The following is a 22,608-nucleotide window of genomic DNA, read 5'->3' on the forward strand; positions in this document are numbered from 1 at the left end:
GAAGGCAAGACGATCATGGAAGGCTTTACCATCATTGACGGGGTTGTGGCGCTTGTCATCGTTCTATCTGCGCTTTTGGCATACGGGCGCGGGTTTGTACGCGAATTGATGGCCATCGTCGGCTGGATTGCCGCCGCTGTTCTGGCGTTTCTATTTGCCCCACAGGTTGAACCGCTTGTGACCGAACTGCCCGTTGTTGGCGAATTTCTGGCCGACAGCTGCGAATTGTCCATTATCGGTGCTTTCGCGATCGTCTTTGCCATCGCCTTGATCGTGGTGTCGCTGTTCACACCGCTGTTTTCATCGCTGGTGCAACGGTCTGTGCTGGGCGGTCTGGATCAGGGCCTCGGTTTCCTGTTCGGCGTGGCGCGCGGCATCTTGTTGGTGGCGATTGCGTTCTTTGTTTATGATACGGTGATCACCGGCCAGACCTTCACAATCGTCGACGAAAGCCGCTCTGCGCAGGTATTTGGGCGCTTTACCGGCCAGATCGAAGACCAGAACCCCGAAGAAGCCCTTGGCTGGATCACCTCGCGCTACGAGGCTCTTGTGGGTGCTTGCGGCGAATAACGCCTAAATAACAAATTATTTCAAAGGGCTGCCCCAACAACGGGCGGCCCTTTTGCCTTTCACGAGCCCTGTTGACGCATTAACCCTTTCTAAATGTGACAGCGGGGTGACAAGCCCCGCGCAACCGCCTACATAGTGCGTGTCTTCTTCCCCGGAATCGGAGCTCCCCGTTGTCCAAGATCATGCCCCCCGCACATCCTTTTGACACCTCGTACCTGCGAGACGCCGATGACGGCGATAAACTGAAAGAAGAATGCGGGGTATTCGGCGTTGTCGGTGTCGCCGACGCATCGAACTTTGTGGCCCTTGGCCTGCACGCGCTGCAACACCGCGGACAAGAAGCCGGCGGCATCGTCAGCTACGACCCCACAGACGGGTTCCAGTCGGCCCGCCGCTTTGGCTATGTGCGCGACAACTTCACATCGCAAAAGGTCATGGAAACCCTGCCCGGCGAATTGGCCATCGGTCACGTGCGCTATTCCACCTCCGGCAACAAAGGCCAGACCGCGATCCGCGATGTGCAGCCGTTCTTTGGTGAATTCGCCATGGGCGGTGCGGCGATTGCCCATAACGGCAACATCACCAACGCCAATTCCCTGCGCCGCGAACTGATTGAACGCGGCTCGATTTTCCAGTCTTCCTCGGACAGTGAATGCATCATCCACCTGATGGCGCGGTCCTTGCAACGCACCATCCCCGAACGCATGGAAGACGCCCTGCGCCGGGTCGAGGGCGCGTTTTCCGTGGTCGCCATGACCCGCACCAAACTGATCGGCGTGCGCGATCCCTTGGGCGTGCGCCCCTTGGTTCTGGGCAAGGTCGGCGACGGCTGGGCGCTCAGCTCGGAAACCTGTGCGCTTGATATCATCGGTGCCGATTTCGTGCGCGAAATCGAGCCGGGCGAAATGGTCGTCATCACCGCCAAGGGCGTGGAAAGCCACTTCCCCTTCCGCCGCGTTGCATCGCGGTTCTGTATCTTTGAACATGTCTATTTCAGCCGCCCCGACAGCATTCTTGGCGGTCGCTCCGTCTATGAAACCCGCGAGGCGATCGGCCGCGAACTGGCCAAGGAAAGCCCCGTCGATGCCGATCTGGTCTGCCCCGTCCCTGACAGCGGTACCCCTGCGGCCATCGGGTTCAGCCTCCAATCGGGCATTCCCTATGCGATGGGAATCATCCGCAACCAATATATGGGCCGCACGTTCATCGAGCCGACGGAGCAGATCCGCAACATGGGCGTGCGTCTGAAACTCAACGTCAACCGCGCGCTGATCAAAGGCAAACGGGTGATCCTGGTGGACGATTCGGTGGTGCGCGGCACAACCAGCCGCAAGATCAAGGAAATGATCCTTGATGCCGGTGCCAAGGAAGTCCACTTCCGCATCGCGTCGCCCCCGACCGCGTGGCCGTGTTTTTACGGCGTCGACACACCGCAGCGTGAAAAGCTGCTGGCCGCGACCATGTCCGAAGAAGAAATGCGCGAGCACTTGCAGGTAGATAGCCTCAAGTTCATTTCGATTGATGGTCTGTACCGCGCCGTGGGCGAAGCCGAAGGCCGCAACGCCAAATGCCCGCAATATTGCGACGCCTGTTTTACCGGTGACTATCCCGTGAAACCGACAGATCAAATCACCGCAGGCTTCCAGATGAAATCTGCCGCTGAATAAGCGCACCCGAAACACCACTAGACAAATGCAGCGCAGAGGTACAACCCCCTGCGCTGCTTTGCATTTGGCCCCCGTGGCAAAGCTTTGCCGATGTCTCAGCCGGTCTTTGCTTGCCTGTTCCTCCGCATCTTTCGGCCGCGCAAAGCCTTTGTTAACTGACATGTCGTACCCCTCCCCTGACCCACAGGGACAAGAAAGGCTGACATGACCACCAACGAAAACGGCACCCCGACCCCTGCCAAAGTGATTGATCTTGCGACCGAGCAAGTCGCCCTGCCTGCTGTAACCTTGATTGGTATTTTTGGCAGTCTCGAAGATCCGGGTGCCTTGGTGCGCGACCGCAATGGCCGGATCAGACGGGTCAAGCTGGGCGATGCCATTGCAGGGGGCACAGTCGCTGCAATCAGTGACAATGCCATCGTCATCGGGATCGGTTCAAAGGCCAAGGTTTTGCAACTTCCCAAATCCTGATCACGCCACACCGGACAGCAACCGGACAACTGGCACGCCTTGCCCGCCCGCGCGGCCAAGCGCCCCCTTGACGCCGCGCATTCCCCCGCGCATATCCCTCCCATGACACAGAAAACTGCATTGATCACCGGCGCCTCGCGCGGCTTGGGCGCTGCCTTGGCCGAAGCGCTTTGCGATACCCATCACATCATCGCTGTGGCCAAGACCACGGGAGCGCTCGAGGAACTGGATGACCGCATCCAGGCCCGTGGCGGCAGTGCGACCCTGGCCCCGATGGACGTCACCAACGCCGATGCGATGGCGACCTTGTGCCGAGGCATCTATGACCGCTGGGGCAGCCTTGATCTGTGGCTCCACACCGCCATCCACGCGGCACCGCTGGCCCCCACCAATCACGTCGATACCAAAGACATGGCCAAATCGGTGGCCTGCAACATCACCGCGACCTCGACCCTGATCACCTATGTGTCGCCTTTGCTCGGCCACGCGGGCCAGGCAGTGTTTTTCGACGATCCGGTCGTGGGGTCCAAGTTTTACGGGGCCTATGGTGCCACCAAAGCCGCGCAAATCGCGCTGGCCAAGTCTTGGCAGGCCGAGGCCGCCAAAATCGGGCCAAAGGTGCATATCCTGACCCCCGCGCCGATGCCCACGGCGACCCGCGCACGGTTCCATCCCGGTGAATCCCGCGATGGTCTGGCCAGCCCCCAGTCTCAGGCCGCCGCGATCTTGACCGCCCTTGGGTCTTCTCTGGCTTAAAAATATCCTCGCCGAAGGCTCCTGCCTTGCCGCGCCCACGTCCCTCGCATATCAAGGCGCAAAGGGGATATTATGCGCATTCTGATTACCAACGATGACGGCATCCACGCACCGGGCCTCAAGACGCTTCACGCCATCGCAACCACCCTTGCGGGCCCCACGGGCGAGGTCTGGACCGTCGCCCCGGCCTATGAACAATCGGGCGTTGCCCATTGCATCAGCTATACCCGCCCGATGATGGTTGAACGGATCGGAAAACACGCATTTTCCGTCGAAGGCAGCCCCGCAGATTGCATTCTGGCCGCGCTGCACGATTCCATGAAGGACGCGCCCCCCGATCTGGTCCTGTCGGGCGTGAACCGGGGCAATAACGCGGCTGAAAACGCGATGTATTCCGGCACCATCGGCGGTGCGATGGAAGCCGCGCTTCAAGGCATTCCGGCGGTCGCCCTGTCGCAGTATTTCGGTCCCGCCAACCGCGTTCTGGACGATGCCTTCGAGGCCGCCGCCGAACATGGTGTCGACGTGATCCGCCGTATCCTTGATGCGACGCCCGCGCATACGGATGGCTACCGTTTGTTTTATAACGTGAATTTCCCCCCGACAGCTGCCGCTGATGTGCAGGGAATCCGCCTTGCCCCCCAAGGCATCCGCAGCGATACCAGCTTTTCCACCACGCCCCATGTCTCGCCTGCGGGGCGGCGGTTCTTGTGGATTCAAGGGGCCGACCAGCAAATCCCCACCGCCGCCGACACCGATGCAGCGCTGAACCTGCAAGGCTATATTTCCGTAACGCCCATGCGCGCCGATTTCACCGCGCATGACAGTTTTGCGGCCCTCAAAGCGATCAATACATGACCGACGAGGAAGACATCTCGAGCGCGGAACGCAAGATGCAGTTTCTTTACGCCTTGCGTTCAAAGGGCGTCACCGAAACGCGCATCCTGAACGCGATGGAGCAGATCGACCGTGGCCCGTTCATCCGCGGCTTGTTCGCGTCCCGCGCCTACGAGGACATGCCCCTGCCGATTGCCTGCGGCCAGACCATCAGCCAGCCCTCGGTGGTGGCGCTGATGACCCAGGCGCTCGAGGTGACCCCCCGCGACAAGGTGCTCGAGGTGGGCACAGGATCGGGCTATCAGGCGGCGATCCTCAGCAAGCTGGCGCGGCGGGTCTATACCATCGACCGCCACCGCAGGTTGGTCCAAGAAGCGCGCGAAATCTTTGACGCGCTCGATCTGGCCAATATCACGGCGATCACAGGCGACGGCAGCTTTGGCTTGCCCGAACAGGCCCCGTTCGACCGCATCATTGTGACAGCCGCCGCCGAAGACCCCCCCGGCCCCTTGGTTGCCCAGCTCAAAGTGGGCGGGATCATGGTCGTGCCTGTGGGCCAGTCCGACGCGGTTCAGCACCTGATCCGGGTGCGCAAAACCGAAACCGGTCTTGAATATGACGAACTGCGCAAGGTCCGTTTTGTACCCTTGCTTGAAGGATTGGGCAAAGACAGCTAAATGCTGTATAGGCAAGGTAACTCCGGATCACATGGAGGCCGAGGACCGAATGCCGCGAAAGACATGAGGACAAGCAGATGATCTACCCGATGGCTATCCGACCCCTTAGGTTGGCGGTGTTGGCAGGCAGCAGCGCACTTTTGCTGGCTGCATGTGATCGCCCCCTTGATTTCGATATGCGCGGCGGCTTTGGCGATGGTTTCACCACAGCCGATGCAGCGACAGGCCCGCTGGCCCCCCGGCCCGCACCGGATAATCGGGGGGTTATTTCCTATCCGAATTATCAGGTGGTTGTCGCGCGCCGTGGCGATACATTGACGGATGTGGCCAACCGTATTGGTGCGGATGTTGGCAGCTTGTCACGCTACAACGGCATTGATCCCACTGCCCTTTTGCGCGAAGGCGAGATCATCGCCCTTCAGAACCGTGTGGCCGAACCATCGCCCGCGACAGGGGCCTCGGGCACCGGCCCGATCACCACGCAAGCCATTGATATTCAAACACTTGCGGATGGTGCCATCAACCGCGCGCCAGCGTCGCCCACGGTTCAGACCGCAGCCCTGCCCGCCACGCAGACCCGCGAAAACCCGAAGAAACAGACAGGCAGCGAACCCGTGCGTCACAAGGTCGAGCGGGGCGAAACCGCCTATACGATCGCGCGGCTTTACAGCGTACCCGTCGCCACCTTGGCGGAATGGAACGGCCTGGGGGCGGATTTCTCGATCCGCGAGGGTCAGTTCCTGTTGATTCCTGTTCCACAGCAAGCCGCACCCCAACGCAGTGCCGCGGTCCCTGCAACGGCCACAGCCGCCACGACAATGCCCGGTGTCGGATCTCCGACACCTACCCCGCCCAGTGCCGCCAAACCCCTGCCACCGGTAGAGCCCGCGGTGAAACCCGCCACAGTGGAACCGGCAGCGGCAAAACCTGTGGCAGATGTCGGCAGAACCACAAAACCCGTTTCGGCAGGTCGCATGACACCGCCCGTTCAGGGCAGCATTATCCGCGCATATTCCAAAGGCAAGAACGAGGGGATCAACATCAAGGGAACCCCCGGCGGCGCGGTCAAAGCAGCGGATAGCGGCACAGTCGCAGCCATCACAAAAAGCGCCGAAGGTGTGCCGATTGTCGTGATCCGTCACCCTGACAACCTGTTGACCGTCTATGCCAATGTCGCGAATGTCAGCGTGGCAAAAGGCGATAACGTGGCAAAAGGTGCCACCATCGCCAAGCTGCGCGGCGGCGACGATTCATTTGTGCATTTCGAAGTGCGCAACGGTTTTGACAGCGTCGACCCGACCCCCTACCTGAACTGATCCAGCTTTGAATAAGCGGTTTCGCAGGCGCGCCAATCTTGCGGCGCGCTTGCATAAATCACCTGTGAGTGATGTTTGGGCCCCGACGCAAGCCGCGCTTAAAGCGTAACGCCCCGACGGCCCGCCAGATCAACGAAATACTGCCACGCCACCCGGCCCGACCGTGATCCGCGCGTCGCCTGCCATTCAATCGCCTCGGCATGGAGCGTCGGCTGATCGATCTCGATCCCGTGCGCATCACAATAGCCACGGATCATCTCAAGAAACTGCTGCTGGTCACAGGCGTGAAAGCCAAGCCACAAACCGAAACGGTCCGACAGGGATACCTTTTCCTCGACCGCTTCGGCAGGGTTGATCGCCGATCCACGTTCGTTTTCGATCATGTCGCGCGGCATCAGGTGACGCCGGTTCGACGTTGCATATAAAACGACATTATCCGGCCGCCCTTCAATGCCGCCATCCAGCACAGCCTTCAACGACTTGTATTGCGCATCATCATTGCCAAAGCTCAGATCGTCGCAAAACAGGATAAACCGGTAAGGTGCATGGCGAAGATGGGCCAGCAAACGGCCGACCGACGGCAGGTCTTCGCGTTGCAATTCAACGATGCGCAAGGCGCTATGCGTTGCCTGAACATGGGCATGTACCGCTTTGACAAGGCTGGATTTTCCCATCCCCCGCGCGCCCCAAAGCAGGGCGTTGTTGGCAGGCAGACCTGCGGCAAACTGGGTGGTGTTCGCCAGCAACGTATCACGCGCCCGGTCAACGCCCACCAGCAACCCCAGATCAATTTTGCTGACCTTGGGCACGGGCACCAGCTGGTCCGGCCCCGTGTGCCAGACAAAGGCCCCGGCAGCGTCGAAATCAGGAGCTTTCAGCGGCGCCGGAGATATCCTCTCGAGCGCCGCCGCGATGCGGTCTAAGGGATCGTCGATCACTTGCCGTCATCCTCGTCGAATTCCGCCATCAGGGGGTCTTCGTCTTCGTCGTCGTAATACCCTTCGGCGCGCAATTTCTCTTCGCGCTGGCGTTCAACACGGCGCACCAGCATGATCGAAATCTCGTAAAGGCCATAGACCACCACGAACAGAATGATTTGCGTAATCACATCCGGTGGCGTCACCAAAGCGGCCAGAACCAGAATGCCGACAACCGCGTATTTACGCACGTTGCCAAGCCCCTCGGCACTGACCAACCCGGCCTTGCCCATCAAGGTCAACAACACAGGAAGCTGGAAACACAGACCGAACGCCACGATGAATTTGATCGTCAGGCTCAGGTATTCCTGTGCAGACCCCTGAAAGGCGATCGCGGCAATACCCTGCCCGTCTTTGCCCCCGTCGCCCACCAATGTGCCCGCTTGCTGGAACCCAAGGAAGAAATCGAAAGCCAGCGGCGTGACCACATAAAAGGCAAAAGCAGCGCCCAAAAAGAACATCAAAGGGCTGGAAATCAGAAACGGCAGGAACGCGCCCTTTTCGTTTTTATACAGCCCCGGTGCCACAAACCGCCACAGCTGGTAGCTGATATAGGGGAAACCCAACACCAAACCGCCCAAAAGCGAGATCGAAATCGCGACAAAGAAACCTTCTTGCAGCTTGATCAGGATCAACCCGCAATCCTCCTGGCCCCGCTCGGCCATGGCCGAACACAACGGGTGGGTCAGAAAGTTAAAGATCGGATTCCAAACAGTAAAGCAAATCACCATCCCGATGATAAACGCGATCACGGAATGGATCAGCCGCGTGCGCAGCTCTGCCAGATGTTCGATCAGCGGGGCGGCGCTGTCGTCAATATCGTCCGAAGCACTCATGTTTCACTCTTTTTTGCCGCTGGCTTTTTAGCCGCAGGTTTCTTGGCTGCGGGCTTTGCAGCCGGCTTTTTCGCGGCCGCCGCTTTCGGCGCAGCAGGCTTTTTCGCAGGCGTCTTTTTTGCAGCTGCCGGTTTGGCTGCCGGTGTCGCAGGCTTGGCCAGATGTGCCACCTCGGCATCCGCCGCCGCCAACGCCTCTTTCGCTTCGCGCTGCTTGCGCTCGGCAATTGTGCGGTCGCGCACGGCCTGCATCTTTTTGGCATCCTCCGCCCGCTTGGCCGCCAGTTTGCCGGTCTCGCTATCCGGGTTGATGTCGGCCAGGGACTTGGTCGCCGATTTGACCCCGTCCATTGCAGTGCCCAGCGGATTGGTCGCCGCCTTGAGCGACTTGTTCAACCCCGATGATATTTCGCGCATGCCGGTGTCATCCGCCGCGTCATTCATTGCGCTGCTAAACTCGCGCGCCATGCCTTTGGCCTTACCCACGAACTGCCCCACCTTGCGAAACAAGACAGGCAGGTCCTTGGGGCCCACCACGATCAAGGCAACGACGCCAACGACCAATAACTCCGACCACCCCATATCAAACATGGCGGGTTACACCTTGTCCTTGTCGGTCTTGATTTCGGTCACAACGGCAGACTCGTCAGACAATTCAGCTTTGTCATCGCTGGCATTCTTGATGTCTTCTTCGCCCTCGTTGATGCCCTTTTTAAAGCTGGTGATGCCTTTGCCGACTTCACCCATCAGGCTTGAAATCTTGCCACGTCCAAACAGGACCAGCACAACAACAGCGATCAACAGAAGGCCGGGAAGGCCGATATTATTAAACATAGTTTTCTCCACATCCAAAGCAGGCGAACGCAGTTCCCGCGTCCGGTTCCGTTTCTGTCTATGTCTGACCGACCCGGGCTTGAAGGGGGAAACACCCCAAGGCCCGGCCAATTCCACCAGTTTTCCGCAACAGCTTCGATCCGCGATCAACAGCTGACAGTTTTTTGGCAGTTGCCTTGGCAATCCCCGGCTTTTGTGGCACATAACCCCATGAACCGCTCTGACCGCCTCTTTGCCTTGCTCGATACGCTCGGCGATTACAGCCTGCACCGGGCCGAAGATCTGGCTGCGGCACAGAATGTGTCGCTGCGCACGCTGTACCGCGACATCGGCCGGCTGCAATCCTCAGGCGTGCCCGTGACAGGCACACGCGGCGCAGGCTACCGGCTGGAACCGGCCACCACATTGCCACCGTTGACCCTGACCGATCCCGAAATCGAAGCACTGCAACTCGCCCTCGCCATCGTGCTGGAAACCACGGACCCCGCCCTGAAATCCGCCGCGACCGCATTGGCAGCCAAGATCGACGCAAGCCTGCCGCTCGAGACATCCGCCACCGATACAGACTGGCAACAGATCGAACACCCGTTTGCCAATGCCGCCCGTGGCATGGGGCATCTGCCCATTCTGCGCGCCGCAATCCGCGCCCGCCAGAAACTCAAGCTGGTCTATAACGCCCCCGACGCGACCCTGCGCAGCCTGATCCTGCACCCCGCGTCGCTCCAGCATCAGGCCCGCAGCTGGATTCTGAAAGGTTGGGACGAAACCCGAAACGCACAGGTCTCCTTGCGTCTTGATCTGATCGAAAACGCAGAGCCCCTACCCGAGCTTTTCACCCCAAAGGTCTAATTCCAAATGGAAAAAAATCCTCGCCGAAGGCATTGAATCTCTTTTATGACGCGCCGCGCAAGCGCCAGCCATCCTGCTTGGGCAAAAACGCCTCGACACTGGCCTGCGCGACGACAATCACCTCATCCCCGCTTGGCACATTCAGCCCGCCGAACACCGCGCGTACCTGCGCCCGGCCACGCGGCAGTTTGGCGACCAGCGCGTCAATATTCACCTTGTCAGGGTCCTGCACCGCCACAGTGACCTGCACGCGCATCGCATCATGAGGCAAATCCAGCACGCCAAACAACGGCAAGGATGAATGCCGCAAGGCGTCTTCGATCGCGCGGGCGCAGGCCTTGGTGTAATCCATGCCGTGCAGGTCATTGCCCATGCCCATCTCGATGATGATCCGCTGCTCAACCATCGGCGCGCTCCATATCAAAGGCCACGGACAGCGCCACATTCGCCATGATCGTCGGGTTGCCCTCGCCCTCGGGGCGCGGCACATCCAAGCCGCCGCGTTGCACGTTCACCGTGACATCACCGTAGGGAAACACCGCCCGCAGCACATCGACATCGACCTGATCGGGCTGCTGCACGCCCACATCCAGCGTGATTTTCATCGCGGATTTATCAAAGCCGAACAGCTCTGCCAGATTGATCGAATTATGCCACAGCGCATCGCGCACCGCGCGTTCGGCGGCTTGGGTATAATCGGCGCGGCGCAAGGACGACCCCATGCCGAATTCAACCATCAACGTCTGCATCCCTTGCCCCTTCAGCTTGCCGGAAACACGAAACAGCGGTCGCGCCGGATCGTCAGCCACATCACCGCGCCGGGTTGCGGCAAAAACACATTAGGCACCGTGGCGCGCAGGCTGCTGCCGTCATGGTCCATCACGAATTCAACAAGGCTTTCATTGCCCATAAACCGCGCCCGCGAAACAACGGCACGGGCTGCCGTGCCATCTGTTGCGGTGGGCAATGGCCCCTTGCCCGCACGGTCAAAATCGATCCGCACGTGCTGGGGGCGAAACACGATATCCACCTGCGTGCCATCCGGCACACCGGGGGCCAGAAACCGCCCGAAAGGCGTTTGCGCCAGCGCACCCGACACTTCGGCCCGCAACACATTCGCATCGGAAAAGAACGAGACCGCCGCGCGGTCGATGGGCCGGGTATAGACGTTATAGGGTGCGCCTTGCTGCACGATCTTGCCGTTGCGCATCAGCGCGATCTCGTCGGCCATGCGCATGGCCTCTTCGGGCTCGTGGGTGACCAGCAAAACCGCGGTGCCCTCTTCCTTGAGGATACCCAGCGTTTCATCGCGGATGTCATCACGCAAACGGTTATCAAGCCCCGAAAACGGCTCGTCCATCAGCATGATCTTGGGGCGCGGGGCAAGGGCGCGGGCCAGTGCCACACGCTGCTGTTCGCCGCCCGACAATTGATGCGGATAGCCGTCGATAAACCGCAGCAGGTCAACCCGCTCCAGCAGTTCCTCGACCCGCGCGCGGCGCTCTGCCTTGGTGCCGGTTTTCAGGCCAAACCCGACATTGCCGGCAACGCTCAGGTGGGGAAACAGGGCAAAGTCCTGAAACATCAGGCCAATCTCGCGCCGTTCTGGCGGGATGCGGAAAACCGTGTCGCAGATCAGCTTGCCATCCACATGGATCGTGCCGCTGTCTTGCATCTCGACGCCCGCGATCATCCGCAAGGTGGTGGATTTGCCGCAGCCCGACGGCCCCAGCAGACAGGTCACCTGCCCCGGCATGATCTTGAGGCTGACGTCGTCAACAACAGCGCGGCCGCCATAGCTGCGCTTGAGGTGTTTGATTTCAAGCCGAGGCTGGATTTGCGTCATGGGCTACAGTCTTATCCGATCAATTCGCTCGGGTACGACCGCTATCAGCCCCGCCGCGCGCCCGCAAGCACCGCCGCAAAGCCTGCGGTCAAAACAACCACACAGATCACCAAGAGCTGTTCGTATTTATGCCCCTCGGGCAGGATCGCAGCGAAGACCGCCCAAGAGCGCCCGAAATAGGCAACCGCCCCCAGAATCGCCGCGCCAAAGGAAACGAAATAGGACCATTGTGCAATCTGACGCCCCATCACCAGCCCCATAATCAACACAGGTGTAAGGAACATCGACGCCGTGCCGGACACCGCCACCGCGTCAAACAGCGTCGCATTGCCCCACAAGGTCAGCGCCGCCCCTGCGACCATAAAGACCACCATCACAACGCGCCCGCCGTTCAGACTGCGCGGGGCCAGTTTCAATTCCTCGACCACCAGCCGTGCGGCGGATGCCAAGGCGGAATCCAGTGTGCTGAGCGCCGATACCAGCAACGAAATCATCAGCGCGCCAAAGACCCATGCGGGAAACATCTTGGCCCAAGTGCCGATCAATTCACCCTCGTATTCGGCCCCTGTCAGGCTGGCCTGAATGCCGAAAAAGCCGAAACCGATGATGCACAGTGTTGAAATCCAGAATGCGTGGATGAACGACCGCCGCGTCGTGTCTTTGTCTGCGATAAACCCGCGGTCCATCATCACCGGATCATGGGCGGGGTAGGAAAACACCTGCAACAGCGCCACCACCAACAAGACCCAGCCGTTATAGCTGCCCGCTGTGCCCGGTGCCGTGACAACCGCGCCCAGATCGAAACCGGGGCTGGCGACCAGAAACACCAGCGCCATGCCGAAGACGACCAGAAACACCAGCATTTGCAGGACATCCGTGCGCAGGGCCGCGCTCAATCCGCCCCAAGCGGAATAGACCAGCCCCATAAACGCGACGATCAAGATCGCGGTCGTGCCGCTGCCTGCCAGTACGGCGTTGAAAATCAGCCCGACAACCAGCAGGTTGGCAAACACTTCGGACAAAAGGCGCAGTGCGATGACCAGATTGTAACAGCCATTGCCCGCCGCCCCGAACCGCGCGCCCAGCCAGTCCTGGACCGACATCGACCCGCTTTCGCGCAGGCGGCCCACGATAAAGCCCCCCGTCAGGAACGACCCGTAATAGGCCGCATAGGCCAAGGTGCCCGCGATGCCGTAGTAATAGCCCAGGATCGCCGCGTTCATCAGGGAACGGGCGAAAATCCATGTGGTGACCTGGCTTAGCACCAGCGTCCAAAGACCGGGGGCGCGGCCCGAAGATGTCACGCCGCCAAAGAACCCTTCGATGGAGGCGCGACGCGGTGCGACCAGCAGGCTGGCCACGACAATGGCACCGAAAACGGCGATCAGGATTGTGGGGTTCATTCGGGGGCTACCTTTGTTAAATCGTTAAACCAGACCTAGCCGAGACAGCAATCCTGCGCCATCTGGGCAGCGGATGCATATCGCGATTGTGATTTTCTGTAGCAATCCACGGCATCAAGGCGGCACGAGGCTTTGGATTGGCCCCCGTGCCGACTTGTGGTTGTTTAAAGGGTCAAATTGGCGGCACCGCCATCCAGCAACAGGTTCTGACCGACGATGAACCCCGCATGTTGCGAGCATAGAAAAGCGCAGGCAGCACCGAATTCCTGCCGCGTGCCATAGCGCCCCGCCGGGATGGTGGCCGCGCGCGCTTTGCGCGCCTCGTCCAGTGTGATGCCCTTTTGCTTGACCACGGTGCCGTCCAGCGCATCGGCGCGGTCTGTGGCGTGGATGCCGGGCAGCAGGTTGTTGATGGTCACGCCCTGGCCCGCCACCTGACGCGATGTGCCCGCGACATAGCCGGTCAATCCGGCACGGGCGGAATTGCTCAGACCCAGAACGCCGATCGGCGCGCGCACGGATTGCGAGGTGATATTGACCACGCGACCCCAGCCGCGCTCCATCATCGACGGCACCAGCGCTTTGATCATCGCGATCGGGGCCAGCATGTTCGCGTCCAGCGCCTTGATGAAATCGTCGCGCTCCCAATCATGCCACATGCCGGGGGGCGGACCACCTGCGTTATTGACCAGAATGTCGATCTGGCCCGCCGCATCCAGCACCTGTTTCTGGCCGTCCTCGGTCGCGATATCGGCAGCGATGGTGATGACACTGACGCCATAATCCTGCCTGATCCGCTCGGCTGCGGCCTCAAGCGCGTCGGCCCCGCGTGCATTCATCACCAGATGAACACCCGCGTCGGCCAATGCTTCGGCGCAGCCCAGCCCCAACCCCTTGGATGACGCACAAACCAATGCGCGTTTGCCCTTGATTCCCAGATCCATAATAATTCCCTCCTGATTTCAAATTGTTCGTATCATTCATGATCGGTCCATTGCCAGCAAAAGACCCAAGGCTTGACCCGCTGTAGCCACAATCATATCTCATTGAAAACATGCGACACATCGCTTGATACAAAGGCACGTCCCCAAAATGACCTCCAACCGGCCAGCCCCCCCCCAAAGCGTGCCTGTCTACCGCGCAGCGCAGCTGGTGGCGACGGATGGGGCAAATATGGGGGATGCGATTTCCTTTGCCTCGGAACTGCTGCTGGATGACGTCTACGAGCTGACCTACGGGTCGGACCCGCACCGCCTGTCGATGCTGGCCTTGGGCACGAACGGGTTCGAAATTGCCCCCGATTCCGAGGTGGGTACCATCGGCGCACAGCTGCATCTGGACAGCGCGCTGACCTTCATGACCCCGGACGGCCAGACCACAGACCTGATTATTCTGGTCGAAGTGGACGAAAAAAACAACGCCGAAGACATCTATGTCGTGCCGCTGAGCGCACTTTCATCGGCACTGGAATACCGGCTGGTCGGCATCGATACAAAGACGGCACAGCAGAAATTTGCGCAGGTCGCCTGCGTGTCTTTTACCCGTGGCACCCATATCACCATGGCATCCGGCGAACAGCGCCCGATCGAAGACCTGAAAGTCGGGGACCGCGTGTTGACCCGCGATGACGGGATCAAGGCGGTGCGCTGGATCAGCCAAAGCACCGTGCGCGCCGTGGGTGAATTTGCCCCGATCTGCATTTCTGCCGGCACGCTTAACAACGCCAATGACCTGATTGTCAGCCCCGATCACCGGTTGTTCATCTACCAACGCGAAGACCACCTTGGCGCGGGCCGCTCGGAACTGCTGGTCAAGGCGCGCCATCTGGTGAACGGTGACAGCGTGCGCGTTCAGGATGGCGGCTTCGTCGATTATTTCCAGCTGCTTTTTGACGGCCACCAGATCATCTATGCCGAAGGCATCGCTGCTGAATCCATGCTCATCGACAGCCGCACCAAAGCCGTGCTGCCCCAAGAGCTGTCTGACGCGATGGGCGATGTGATCCCCGGCCATTCCGACCGCCGCCATGCCGGGCTGGATGTCGGCAAACCCCTGCTCGACCGTCCAGATGCGGCGGAACTGTTGCGCAAGGCCAGCATGCGCTGACCTCGGCGCAGTTTTCAGCCAAAGAATTCCTCGCGTACGATTTTGCCGTCTGCAACGTGGTAAATCGCGACCTCTTTCATCACCATTTCCTTGCCGCTCGCCTTTTCGCGCGCCGCCACGTCAAAGATCACCGCAAACCGGTCATCGCCATGCAGCATCGGGTCGCTGACCTCCTGGCGGGTGACCTCCATCGTGTCGGCCCACCAGGCGTGCTTGCCTTTGATGCCATCCAAACCTCTGGTCTCGCGACCTTTTCCGTAATCGGCCCCTTCGACTGAAACCGCATCTGCCGCGTAAAGCCTGTCCAGATTCTCCCCCTCGCGGCCTTCGCGGCACCCTTCGACCAGGGCCTGTGCAATGTCTTTCAGTTCCATTTTCCTTCCCCTTCCTTGCTAAGTCATCCACATTCTACACCGCTTGGCCGCAAACCCGCAGACAATTTGCACGGCCACAGCTTTGCCCACACTTGCGCGTGTCAATGGGCATGGATATATGCCAATCCATGTTAGATACCCCCTCAAACCGCCCCGCATTGCCCGCCGAAATCGCCCGGCGCCGCACTTTTGCGATCATCTCGCACCCCGATGCGGGCAAAACCACGCTGACGGAAAAATTCCTGCTGTTCGGCGGGGCGATCCAGATGGCGGGTCAGGTCCGTGCCAAGGGCGAAGCACGCCGGACGCGGTCGGACTTCATGGCGATGGAAAAAGACCGGGGCATTTCGGTCTCTGCGTCGGCCATGTCCTTCGATTTCGCGACCAAAGACACCAATTACCGGTTCAATCTGGTCGACACCCCCGGCCACTCCGACTTCTCGGAAGATACCTACCGCACGCTCACGGCCGTTGATGCCGCCGTGATGGTGATTGACGGCGCGAAAGGCGTGGAAAGCCAGACGCAAAAGCTGTTCGAAGTCTGCCGTATGCGCGACCTGCCGATCCTGACCTTTTGTAACAAGATGGACCGCGAAAGCCGCGATGTCTTTGAAATCATCGACGAAATTCAGCAAAATCTTGCCATCGACGTGACCCCGGCCAGCTGGCCTATCGGCGTGGGCCGCGATTTCATCGGCTGCTATGACATCCTGCGCGACCGTCTGGAACTGATGGACCGTGCCGACCGTAACAAAGTGTCCGAAAGCATCGCCATCGAAGGGTTGGACGACCCTAAACTGGCCGAACATGTGCCCGCGAACCTGCTGGAAAAGCTGCGCGAAGACCTTGAGATGGTGCGCGAATTGATGCCACCGCTGGACGCCGCCCTGATGGCCGAAGGGTCACTGACCCCGATCTGGTTCGGATCGGCAATCAATTCGTTCGGCGTCAAGGAATTGATGAACGGCATTGCCACCTATGGCCCAGAACCACAGATCCAAAGGGCCGAACCCCGCAACATTCTGCCCGAAGAAAAGAACGTGTCGGGCTTTGTTTTCAAGGTTCAAGCCAACATGGACCCCAAGCACCGCGACCGCGTTGCCTTTGTCCGGCTTGCCTCGGGGCATTTTACCCGCGGCATGAAACTGACCCATGTGCGGTCGAAAAAAGTCATGTCCGTCACCAACCCGGTAATGTTTCTGGCCGCCGACCGCGAACTGGCCGAGGAAGCATGGGCCGGCGATATTATCGGTATTCCCAACCACGGCCAACTGCGCATCGGCGATACGTTGACCGAAGGCGAAGCGCTCCGCGTGACCGGCATCCCGTCTTTTGCACCCGAATTGCTGCAAGGCGTGCGCGCAGGTGACCCGATGAAGTCAAAACATCTGGAAAAGGCGCTGATGCAATTCGCCGAAGAAGGGGCCGCCAAGGTATTCAAACCCGCCATCGGGTCTGGCTTTGTTGTAGGCGTCGTCGGGCAATTGCAATTCGAGGTTCTGGCCAGCCGGATCGAACTGGAATACGGCCTGCCCGTGCGGTTCGAACAATCGCAGTTCACTTCGGCGCGTTGGGTGAACGGTGACCGCCAAGCCGTTGATAAATTTACCGAAGCCAACAAACAGCACATCGCGCATGACCATGATGGCGACATCGTCTATCTGACGCGTTTGCAGTGGGATATCGACCGCGTCGACCGTGACTATCCCGATGTGCGCCTGACCGCGACCAAGGAAATGATGGTCTAGCTTTGGCTTGCCAGCGGCCTTTGAACACCGCAAACTTGCCCCATGACTGATGTGACATGGGGCATCGCCTCGACCATACTTGCGCCGACGCGCGACATCTTGCAGTTCGCCGCCTATCATCTGGCGGCGGGCGCGCATCGCATCTACATCTATCTGGATGCGCCAAATGCCGAAGCCCACGCCCTTCTGGATGCGCATCCGAAAATCCGTGTCACCACCTGTGACGACAAATACTGGAAGCAGCGCAAGCGCGACCGCCCCGATACCCATCAGGTGCGCCAAACCGCCAATGCCACCCACGCCTATAACCGCCGGACCGAGGTGGACTGGCTGATCCACATGGACGCCGACGAGTTTCTGGTCGCCGACCGCCCCATCGCCGATATTCTGGCCGAACGCCCCGCCGATCCGCCCGCCACCCGCATCCGCCCGATGGAGCAGCTTTCCGGCGCGCCATCAGCCTTTAAGGTTTTTGTGCCCAACGGCCCCGACCGCGCCCGCATCATTGCCGATCTTTATCCCACATACGGCGCATATCTTAAGGGCGGGTTTCTAAGCCATCTGGCAGGCAAGGTGTTCGTGCGCACAAATCTGCCGAATATCCATCTGCGTATTCACAACGTGTTTCAGGACGGCAAAATGCTGCCCTGCCACGACCGGCAGGACGAAATTGATCTGGCCCATCTCCACGCAAAATCATGGGACGACTGGATTGCCGCCTACCGGTATCGCGTGGCCAAGGGCAGCTACCGCCCCGAACTTGGCCCCAACAAGCCTTATGAAAAAGGCGGATTGTCGATGAACGACCTGTTCCGGATGATCGAGGGCGAATCTGGCGAGCAAGGATTGCGCGCATTTTTTGACGAAGTCTGCGCCGATACCCCTGCCTTGCGCGCCCGTCTGACCGGTCACGGGCTCCTGCGCGAGGCAGACCTTGATCTAATGTCACATCTTGGCACTCATTTTCCCGATTTCACAGGCGTTTAGCGCATCCATTTGACCTGATGCAGAGTCTTTGTTAATGGGTGCTGAACATGTCGCGGAGACCCTCCGCCGCTTGGGCCATGCGGGCCGACATGAATGCTGCCGCGGGCCAAAATTTATGTCCGCTATCATCGGACACACATGACAAAATTTTCTGATCTAAATCTGAACCCGAAAGTACTGAAAGCCATCGAAGAGGCCGGGTACGAAACTCCCACCCCAATTCAAGCGGGTGCCATTCCCCCTGCCCTTGAAGGCAAAGACGTTTTGGGCATCGCCCAGACCGGTACTGGCAAAACCGCCAGCTTTACCCTGCCCATGATCACCATGCTGGCCCGTGGCCGTGCCCGTGCACGTATGCCGCGCAGTCTGGTTTTGTGCCCCACACGCGAACTGGCCGCTCAGGTCGCCGAGAACTTTGACACCTATACAAAGCACCTGAAACTGACCAAAGCGCTGCTGATCGGTGGCGTGTCTTTTGGTGAGCAGGACAAGCTGATCGACAAGGGCGTCGACGTCTTGATTGCCACCCCCGGCCGGTTGATCGACCATTTCGAGCGTGGCAAACTGATCTTGTCCGACGTAAAAATCATGGTCGTCGACGAAGCCGACCGTATGCTCGACATGGGTTTCATCCCTGACATCGAACGCATCTTCCAGATGACGCCGTTCACCCGTCAGACGCTGTTCTTCTCGGCCACCATGGCCCCAGAGATCGAGCGGATTACCAACACCTTCCTGTCGAACCCCACACGTGTCGAAGTCGCGCGTCAGGCCACCACAGGCGAGAACATCGAACAAGGCGTGCTGATGCTGACCGCGTCCCGCAAGGACCGCGAAGCAACGGAAAAACGCAAGGTCTTGCGTGCGCTGATCGATGCCGAAGGCGACAAATGCACCAACGCCATCATCTTTTGCAACCGCAAGATGGATGTGGACACCGTTGCCAAGTCGTTGAAAAAGCACGGTTATGACGCGGCACCGATCCATGGCGATCTGGACCAAAGCCAGCGCACCAAGACCCTTGACGGGTTCCGCAACGGCGAATTGCGCTTCCTTGTGGCGTCTGACGTTGCCGCACGCGGCCTTGATGTCCCGTCGGTGAGCCACGTTTATAACTTTGACGTGCCCTCCCATGCCGAAGACTATGTGCACCGCATTGGCCGTACCGGCCGCGCCGGGCGCGATGGCAAAGCGATCATGATCTGCGTTCCGCGCGACGAAAAGAACCTCGCCGATGTCGAACGTCTGGTCCAGCGCGAGATCCCCCGGATCGAGAACCCGCTGGGTGACACCCCTGCGGCAAAGCCTGCCAAAGAAGCGGCCCAGGACGCCCCCAAGGCCGACAAGCCCGTTGCCAAGGATGCCGCACAAGACGAGGCACCAAAGTCAGAAAAGCCCAAGCGCACCCGGACCCGCAGCCGTAAAAAGCCCGAAACGGCAAAGGCTGAAACCGATACCGTCGCAGCTGACGCCCCGCAACCCGAGCCAAAGCCAGAGCAGCCAACACCAGAGGCAACGCCAGAGGTTAAGGCTGAAAAGCAGCCCGAACCCAAGGCAGCAGCCGCTGACGATAAACCGCAAGACGACAAGCAACAGCAAAACCGTCGTGGTGGCCGCGGAAACAACCGCAATGAAAACCGCAACCAGAACAACCGCAACGATAATAAAATCGTCGGTCTGGGCGAACATACCCCCGAATTTATCGGCCTCAGCTTTGCCGAGCGCCGCGAATAAATACCGGATCGTATTTCAAGGAAACGGGCGCAGGGGAAACCTTGCGCCCGTTTTCGTTTCACCGCCCCCTGAAAATCTCACCGCCCCCTGCAAACTCACCGCCCACCACAAACAAAAACGCCGCGCAGATCCTTTGATCCACGCGGCGTAAATGCAGTATTTTCAGGCGATCAGCTTAGACGGCTGACCACAATCGTGACTTCGGGCTTCTTGCCGATCTCGTCGTTGGCCGACTGACGCACGACACGTTTCAGACCGTCATGCAGCTTGTCATCATCGCGCAACGTCTTTGCATTGGCACGGCCAAGGAACTGAGCCAGGTCAGCCTCGAGGATTTCAACAAGCGACGATTTCGACCGGCCCTGTTCGGGCAGGCCCATGGCATCAACCCAAGGGTCGCCCAAGGCTTCGTCGTTTTCATCCATGATCACGGTCACGGTCACATGCCCGTTCAGCGCCATACGGATACGGTCGCGCACGACCCCGTCCATCGCGCCGATCTGGGTCGATCCGTCCAGATAAGTGCGCCCGCTGTCGACATATTCCGCGACTTTGGGTTCATTGCCAGACAGGTCGATCATCATGCCGTTCACAGCCAGAACGCCCTTCATGCCCTTGGCATTGGCGATCTTCACATGCTCGCGCAGGTGACGGTGTTCGCCGTGCATCGGGATCAGGATCTGCGGCTTGACCACATCATGCAAAATCTCAAGGTCGGGACGGTTGGCGTGGCCCGACACGTGGTACAGGCCCGAACTGTCATCGACGATATCAACGCCCATCTCGGAGAATGCGTTAATCACCTTGATCACGCCGCGCTCGTTGCCCGGAATGGTCTTGGACGAGAACAAGAACATATCCCCTTCCTTCATCTCAAGACCCATGTATTTGCCACGTGCCAGCTGCGCCGACGCCGCACGGCGTTCGCCCTGTGATCCGGTCACCAGCAGCATCAGGTTCTCGCGTGGCACGCCGCGCGCATCCTCGGGGCTGATCACCGCCGGAAAGTCCTTCATCACGCCGGTCTCAAGCGAGGCCTCGACCATCCGCTTCATCGCACGACCCAGCAGAACGACAGACCGCCCTGCCCGCTCGCCCGCATCCGCAAGGGTCTTCACCCGCGCCACGTTCGACGCAAATGTCGTTGCAACAACCATACCCTGGGCAGAGCCAAGCAGCTTTTCAATCTCTGGCCCGACAGTCGCTTCGGACCGGCCGGCGTTCTGCGAAAACACGTTGGTACTGTCACAGATCAACGCCTTGACGCCACCCTTGGACACATCGGCCCAAACCTCGGGATCATAGGCTTCGCCCACACCCGGAGTCATGTCGATCTTGAAATCGCCCGAGTGGATCAAACGGTCGCCTGCCACGTCGATCACAAGGGATGACGATTCAGGGATCGAGTGGGACATCGGCAAAAAGCCGACCTTGAACGGACCAACGGTGGTCGTTGCAGGCCAGGGTGCCACAGTGGTGATCGCGTTATCAGGATGGTTGTATTCGCTCATCTTGCGCTTGGCGATGTTGGCGGTAAATTTCCGCGTATAGATCGGCGCACGCAAACGGTCATAGGTATGCGCAACCGCGCCCACGTGGTCTTCGTGCGCGTGGGTGATGAAAATGGCCTCAATCTGGTTGCGGCGTTCTTCCAGCCAGGCGATATCGGGGATGATCAAATCCACGCCGGGGCTGGTGTCCATGTCCGGGAACGCAACGCCAAGGTCGACCACAATCAGTCGTTCCTTGCCAGGTTTCCCATAGCCATAAACATAGGCATTCATGCCAATTTCACCTGCCCCACCGAGGGGCAGATAGATCAATCTTTCGCTGCTCATATGATTAAGCGGTGTCCTTGTTATAATTATAAATCACGGTCAAACCGTGCATTGTCAGATCATCTTGGTAGGAATCGAACAGGTCCACTGCCTGCTGAAACAACGGGGCCAGCCCGCCGGTGGCGATCACACGCATTTCGCGCTCACGCTCCGCCTTTATCCGCGCACATATCTCACGAACGAGCCCGACATAACCCCAAAAAATACCTGATTGGATGCAGGCTACGGTATTTGTACCGATCACCGCCTGCGGTTTAGAGATATCCACATGAGGTAAGGCCGCCGCGGCATTATGCAATGCCTCAAGACTAAGATTTACCCCCGGCGCAATCACCCCGCCGATATAGGCCCCGTCACTGGCCACCACATCAAAGGTGGTCGCAGTGCCGAAATCCACCACAATCAGATCGCCGCCGAACAGATCAAACCCCGCAACGGTGTTGACCAACCGGTCCGGCCCCACGGCAGTGCCCGCATCAACGCGCACATCAACGGGCAGCTTGCATTCGGGCTTGCCCACCACGATGGGGCGCGTGTTGAAATATCTGTCGGCCAGAACCCGCAGGTTGAACACCACCCGTGGCACGGTCGAACTGATGATCACATCGGTGATATCCGCCTCGACCTTTTGAAATTTCATCAGCGTGCTCAGCCAGACGTAATACTGATCCGCCGTGCGCTGCCATTCGGTCGAGGTCCGCCAGGTGCCAATAAACTGCGTTCCGTCCCAAATGGAAAAAACCGTATTCGTATTGCCGCAATCAATCGCCAAAAGCATCGAAC

The 22,608-nt window shown here is 59.5% G+C and carries 24 protein-coding genes; 12 read left to right on the forward strand and 12 right to left on the reverse strand.

Features of this window, described 5'->3' with window-relative positions; genetic code table 11:
• The first annotated feature begins 15 nt into the window (after positions 1-15).
• The 7 genes from HGT1_RS07650 to HGT1_RS07680 all read left to right on the forward strand — a co-directional run bounded on the left by HGT1_RS07650 (position 16) and on the right by HGT1_RS07680 (position 6,294).
• Entirely contained in the window at positions 16-570 is a 555-nt protein-coding gene (locus HGT1_RS07650; RefSeq protein WP_176249336.1) for a CvpA family protein, read from the forward strand.
• Between the two features lie 182 nt (positions 571-752).
• The gene (purF, locus tag HGT1_RS07655) at positions 753-2,237 is read left to right on the forward strand and encodes an amidophosphoribosyltransferase (RefSeq protein ID WP_176249729.1); all 1,485 of its coding nucleotides are present in this window, start codon (positions 753-755) and stop codon (positions 2,235-2,237) included.
• Between the two features lie 204 nt (positions 2,238-2,441).
• On the forward strand, positions 2,442-2,708 hold the full coding sequence (locus HGT1_RS07660) for a pilus assembly protein PilZ (protein WP_176249337.1): 267 nt from the start codon (positions 2,442-2,444) through the stop codon (positions 2,706-2,708).
• 102 nt (positions 2,709-2,810) lie between these two features.
• Positions 2,811-3,464, forward strand: a complete 654-nt coding sequence (locus HGT1_RS07665; protein ID WP_176249338.1) for an SDR family oxidoreductase — start codon at positions 2,811-2,813, stop codon at positions 3,462-3,464.
• Positions 3,465-3,536: 72 nt separating this feature from the next.
• On the forward strand, positions 3,537-4,322 hold the full coding sequence (surE, locus tag HGT1_RS07670; protein ID WP_176249339.1) for a 5'/3'-nucleotidase SurE: 786 nt from the start codon (positions 3,537-3,539) through the stop codon (positions 4,320-4,322).
• Positions 4,319-4,978, forward strand: a complete 660-nt coding sequence (locus HGT1_RS07675; RefSeq protein ID WP_176249340.1) for a protein-L-isoaspartate(D-aspartate) O-methyltransferase — start codon at positions 4,319-4,321, stop codon at positions 4,976-4,978. The genes surE and HGT1_RS07675 overlap by 4 nt, the downstream gene beginning before the upstream one ends.
• Positions 4,979-5,067: 89 nt before the next feature.
• Positions 5,068-6,294, forward strand: coding sequence for a LysM peptidoglycan-binding domain-containing protein (locus tag HGT1_RS07680; RefSeq protein ID WP_255200133.1), 1,227 nt, complete (start codon positions 5,068-5,070; stop codon positions 6,292-6,294).
• Between the two features lie 98 nt (positions 6,295-6,392).
• Here HGT1_RS07680 and HGT1_RS07685 read toward each other — a convergent pair whose 3' ends face one another.
• The 4 genes from HGT1_RS07685 to tatA are packed head-to-tail and all read right to left on the reverse strand — an operon-like array spanning position 6,393 to position 8,940.
• Positions 6,393-7,232, reverse strand: coding sequence for an ATP-binding protein (locus HGT1_RS07685; RefSeq protein WP_176249342.1), 840 nt, complete (start codon positions 7,230-7,232; stop codon positions 6,393-6,395).
• Positions 7,229-8,107 carry a twin-arginine translocase subunit TatC gene (gene tatC / locus HGT1_RS07690; RefSeq protein ID WP_176249343.1) on the reverse strand — a complete coding sequence of 293 codons (879 nt, stop codon included), beginning with the start codon at positions 8,105-8,107 and terminating at the stop codon, positions 7,229-7,231. The genes HGT1_RS07685 and tatC overlap by 4 nt, the downstream gene beginning before the upstream one ends.
• Complete coding sequence (gene tatB, locus HGT1_RS07695) at positions 8,104-8,697, reverse strand: Sec-independent protein translocase protein TatB (protein WP_176249344.1); 594 nt, start codon at positions 8,695-8,697, stop codon at positions 8,104-8,106. The genes tatC and tatB overlap by 4 nt, the downstream gene beginning before the upstream one ends.
• 6 nt (positions 8,698-8,703) lie before the next feature.
• On the reverse strand, positions 8,704-8,940 hold the full coding sequence (tatA, locus tag HGT1_RS07700; protein WP_176249345.1) for a twin-arginine translocase TatA/TatE family subunit: 237 nt from the start codon (positions 8,938-8,940) through the stop codon (positions 8,704-8,706).
• A gap of 210 nt (positions 8,941-9,150) precedes the next feature.
• Between tatA and HGT1_RS07705 the strand changes: the two genes are divergently transcribed.
• Complete coding sequence (locus HGT1_RS07705) at positions 9,151-9,789, forward strand: YafY family protein (RefSeq protein ID WP_176249346.1); 639 nt, start codon at positions 9,151-9,153, stop codon at positions 9,787-9,789.
• A 43-nt stretch (positions 9,790-9,832) separates the two neighbouring features.
• On the opposite strand, the gene HGT1_RS07710 is transcribed toward HGT1_RS07705, so the two are convergent.
• The 5 genes from HGT1_RS07710 to HGT1_RS07730 form a co-directional block, all read right to left on the reverse strand.
• Positions 9,833-10,195 (reverse strand): Lin0512 family protein, encoded by a 363-nt coding sequence (locus HGT1_RS07710; protein WP_176249347.1) that lies wholly within the window; start codon positions 10,193-10,195, stop codon positions 9,833-9,835.
• Entirely contained in the window at positions 10,188-10,538 is a 351-nt protein-coding gene (locus tag HGT1_RS07715; RefSeq protein ID WP_176249348.1) for a Lin0512 family protein, read from the reverse strand. The genes HGT1_RS07710 and HGT1_RS07715 overlap by 8 nt, the downstream gene beginning before the upstream one ends.
• Before the next feature lie 11 nt (positions 10,539-10,549).
• Positions 10,550-11,635: an ABC transporter ATP-binding protein gene (locus HGT1_RS07720; RefSeq protein ID WP_176249349.1), complete on the reverse strand. Its 1,086-nt coding sequence runs from the start codon at positions 11,633-11,635 to the stop codon at positions 10,550-10,552.
• 44 nt (positions 11,636-11,679) lie between these two features.
• Complete coding sequence (locus tag HGT1_RS07725; protein ID WP_176249350.1) at positions 11,680-13,038, reverse strand: sodium:proline symporter; 1,359 nt, start codon at positions 13,036-13,038, stop codon at positions 11,680-11,682.
• Between the two features lie 164 nt (positions 13,039-13,202).
• The gene (locus HGT1_RS07730) at positions 13,203-13,982 is read right to left on the reverse strand and encodes an SDR family oxidoreductase (protein WP_176249351.1); all 780 of its coding nucleotides are present in this window, start codon (positions 13,980-13,982) and stop codon (positions 13,203-13,205) included.
• Between the two features lie 148 nt (positions 13,983-14,130).
• On the opposite strand from HGT1_RS07730, the gene HGT1_RS07735 reads away from it, so the two are divergent.
• Positions 14,131-15,144, forward strand: a complete 1,014-nt coding sequence (locus HGT1_RS07735; RefSeq protein ID WP_176249352.1) for a Hint domain-containing protein — start codon at positions 14,131-14,133, stop codon at positions 15,142-15,144.
• Between the two features lie 14 nt (positions 15,145-15,158).
• On the opposite strand, the gene HGT1_RS07740 is transcribed toward HGT1_RS07735, so the two are convergent.
• Positions 15,159-15,518, reverse strand: a complete 360-nt coding sequence (locus tag HGT1_RS07740; RefSeq protein ID WP_176249353.1) for a nuclear transport factor 2 family protein — start codon at positions 15,516-15,518, stop codon at positions 15,159-15,161.
• Positions 15,519-15,646: 128 nt separating this feature from the next.
• Here HGT1_RS07740 and HGT1_RS07745 point away from each other — a divergent pair, with 128 nt between their 5' ends.
• The 3 genes from HGT1_RS07745 (at position 15,647) to HGT1_RS07755 (ending at position 19,987) form a co-directional block, all read left to right on the forward strand.
• Positions 15,647-17,266: a peptide chain release factor 3 gene (locus HGT1_RS07745; protein ID WP_176249354.1), complete on the forward strand. Its 1,620-nt coding sequence runs from the start codon at positions 15,647-15,649 to the stop codon at positions 17,264-17,266.
• 42 nt (positions 17,267-17,308) lie between these two features.
• On the forward strand, positions 17,309-18,253 hold the full coding sequence (locus tag HGT1_RS07750; protein ID WP_176249355.1) for a glycosyltransferase family 2 protein: 945 nt from the start codon (positions 17,309-17,311) through the stop codon (positions 18,251-18,253).
• A 138-nt stretch (positions 18,254-18,391) separates the two neighbouring features.
• Entirely contained in the window at positions 18,392-19,987 is a 1,596-nt protein-coding gene (locus tag HGT1_RS07755; protein ID WP_176249356.1) for a DEAD/DEAH box helicase, read from the forward strand.
• 170 nt (positions 19,988-20,157) lie between these two features.
• Here the strand turns inward: HGT1_RS07755 and HGT1_RS07760 are convergent, their stop codons facing one another.
• Together HGT1_RS07760 and HGT1_RS07765 are read right to left on the reverse strand one after the other, a co-directional pair.
• Complete coding sequence (locus HGT1_RS07760) at positions 20,158-21,825, reverse strand: ribonuclease J (protein WP_176249357.1); 1,668 nt, start codon at positions 21,823-21,825, stop codon at positions 20,158-20,160.
• A gap of 4 nt (positions 21,826-21,829) precedes the next feature.
• Positions 21,830-22,603, reverse strand: a complete 774-nt coding sequence (locus tag HGT1_RS07765; RefSeq protein ID WP_176249358.1) for a type III pantothenate kinase — start codon at positions 22,601-22,603, stop codon at positions 21,830-21,832.
• Positions 22,604-22,608 lie beyond the last annotated feature (5 nt).

The sequence above is a fragment of the Sulfitobacter sp. HGT1 genome (genome assembly GCF_013282155.1).
GTDB lineage: Bacteria > Pseudomonadota > Alphaproteobacteria > Rhodobacterales > Rhodobacteraceae > Sulfitobacter.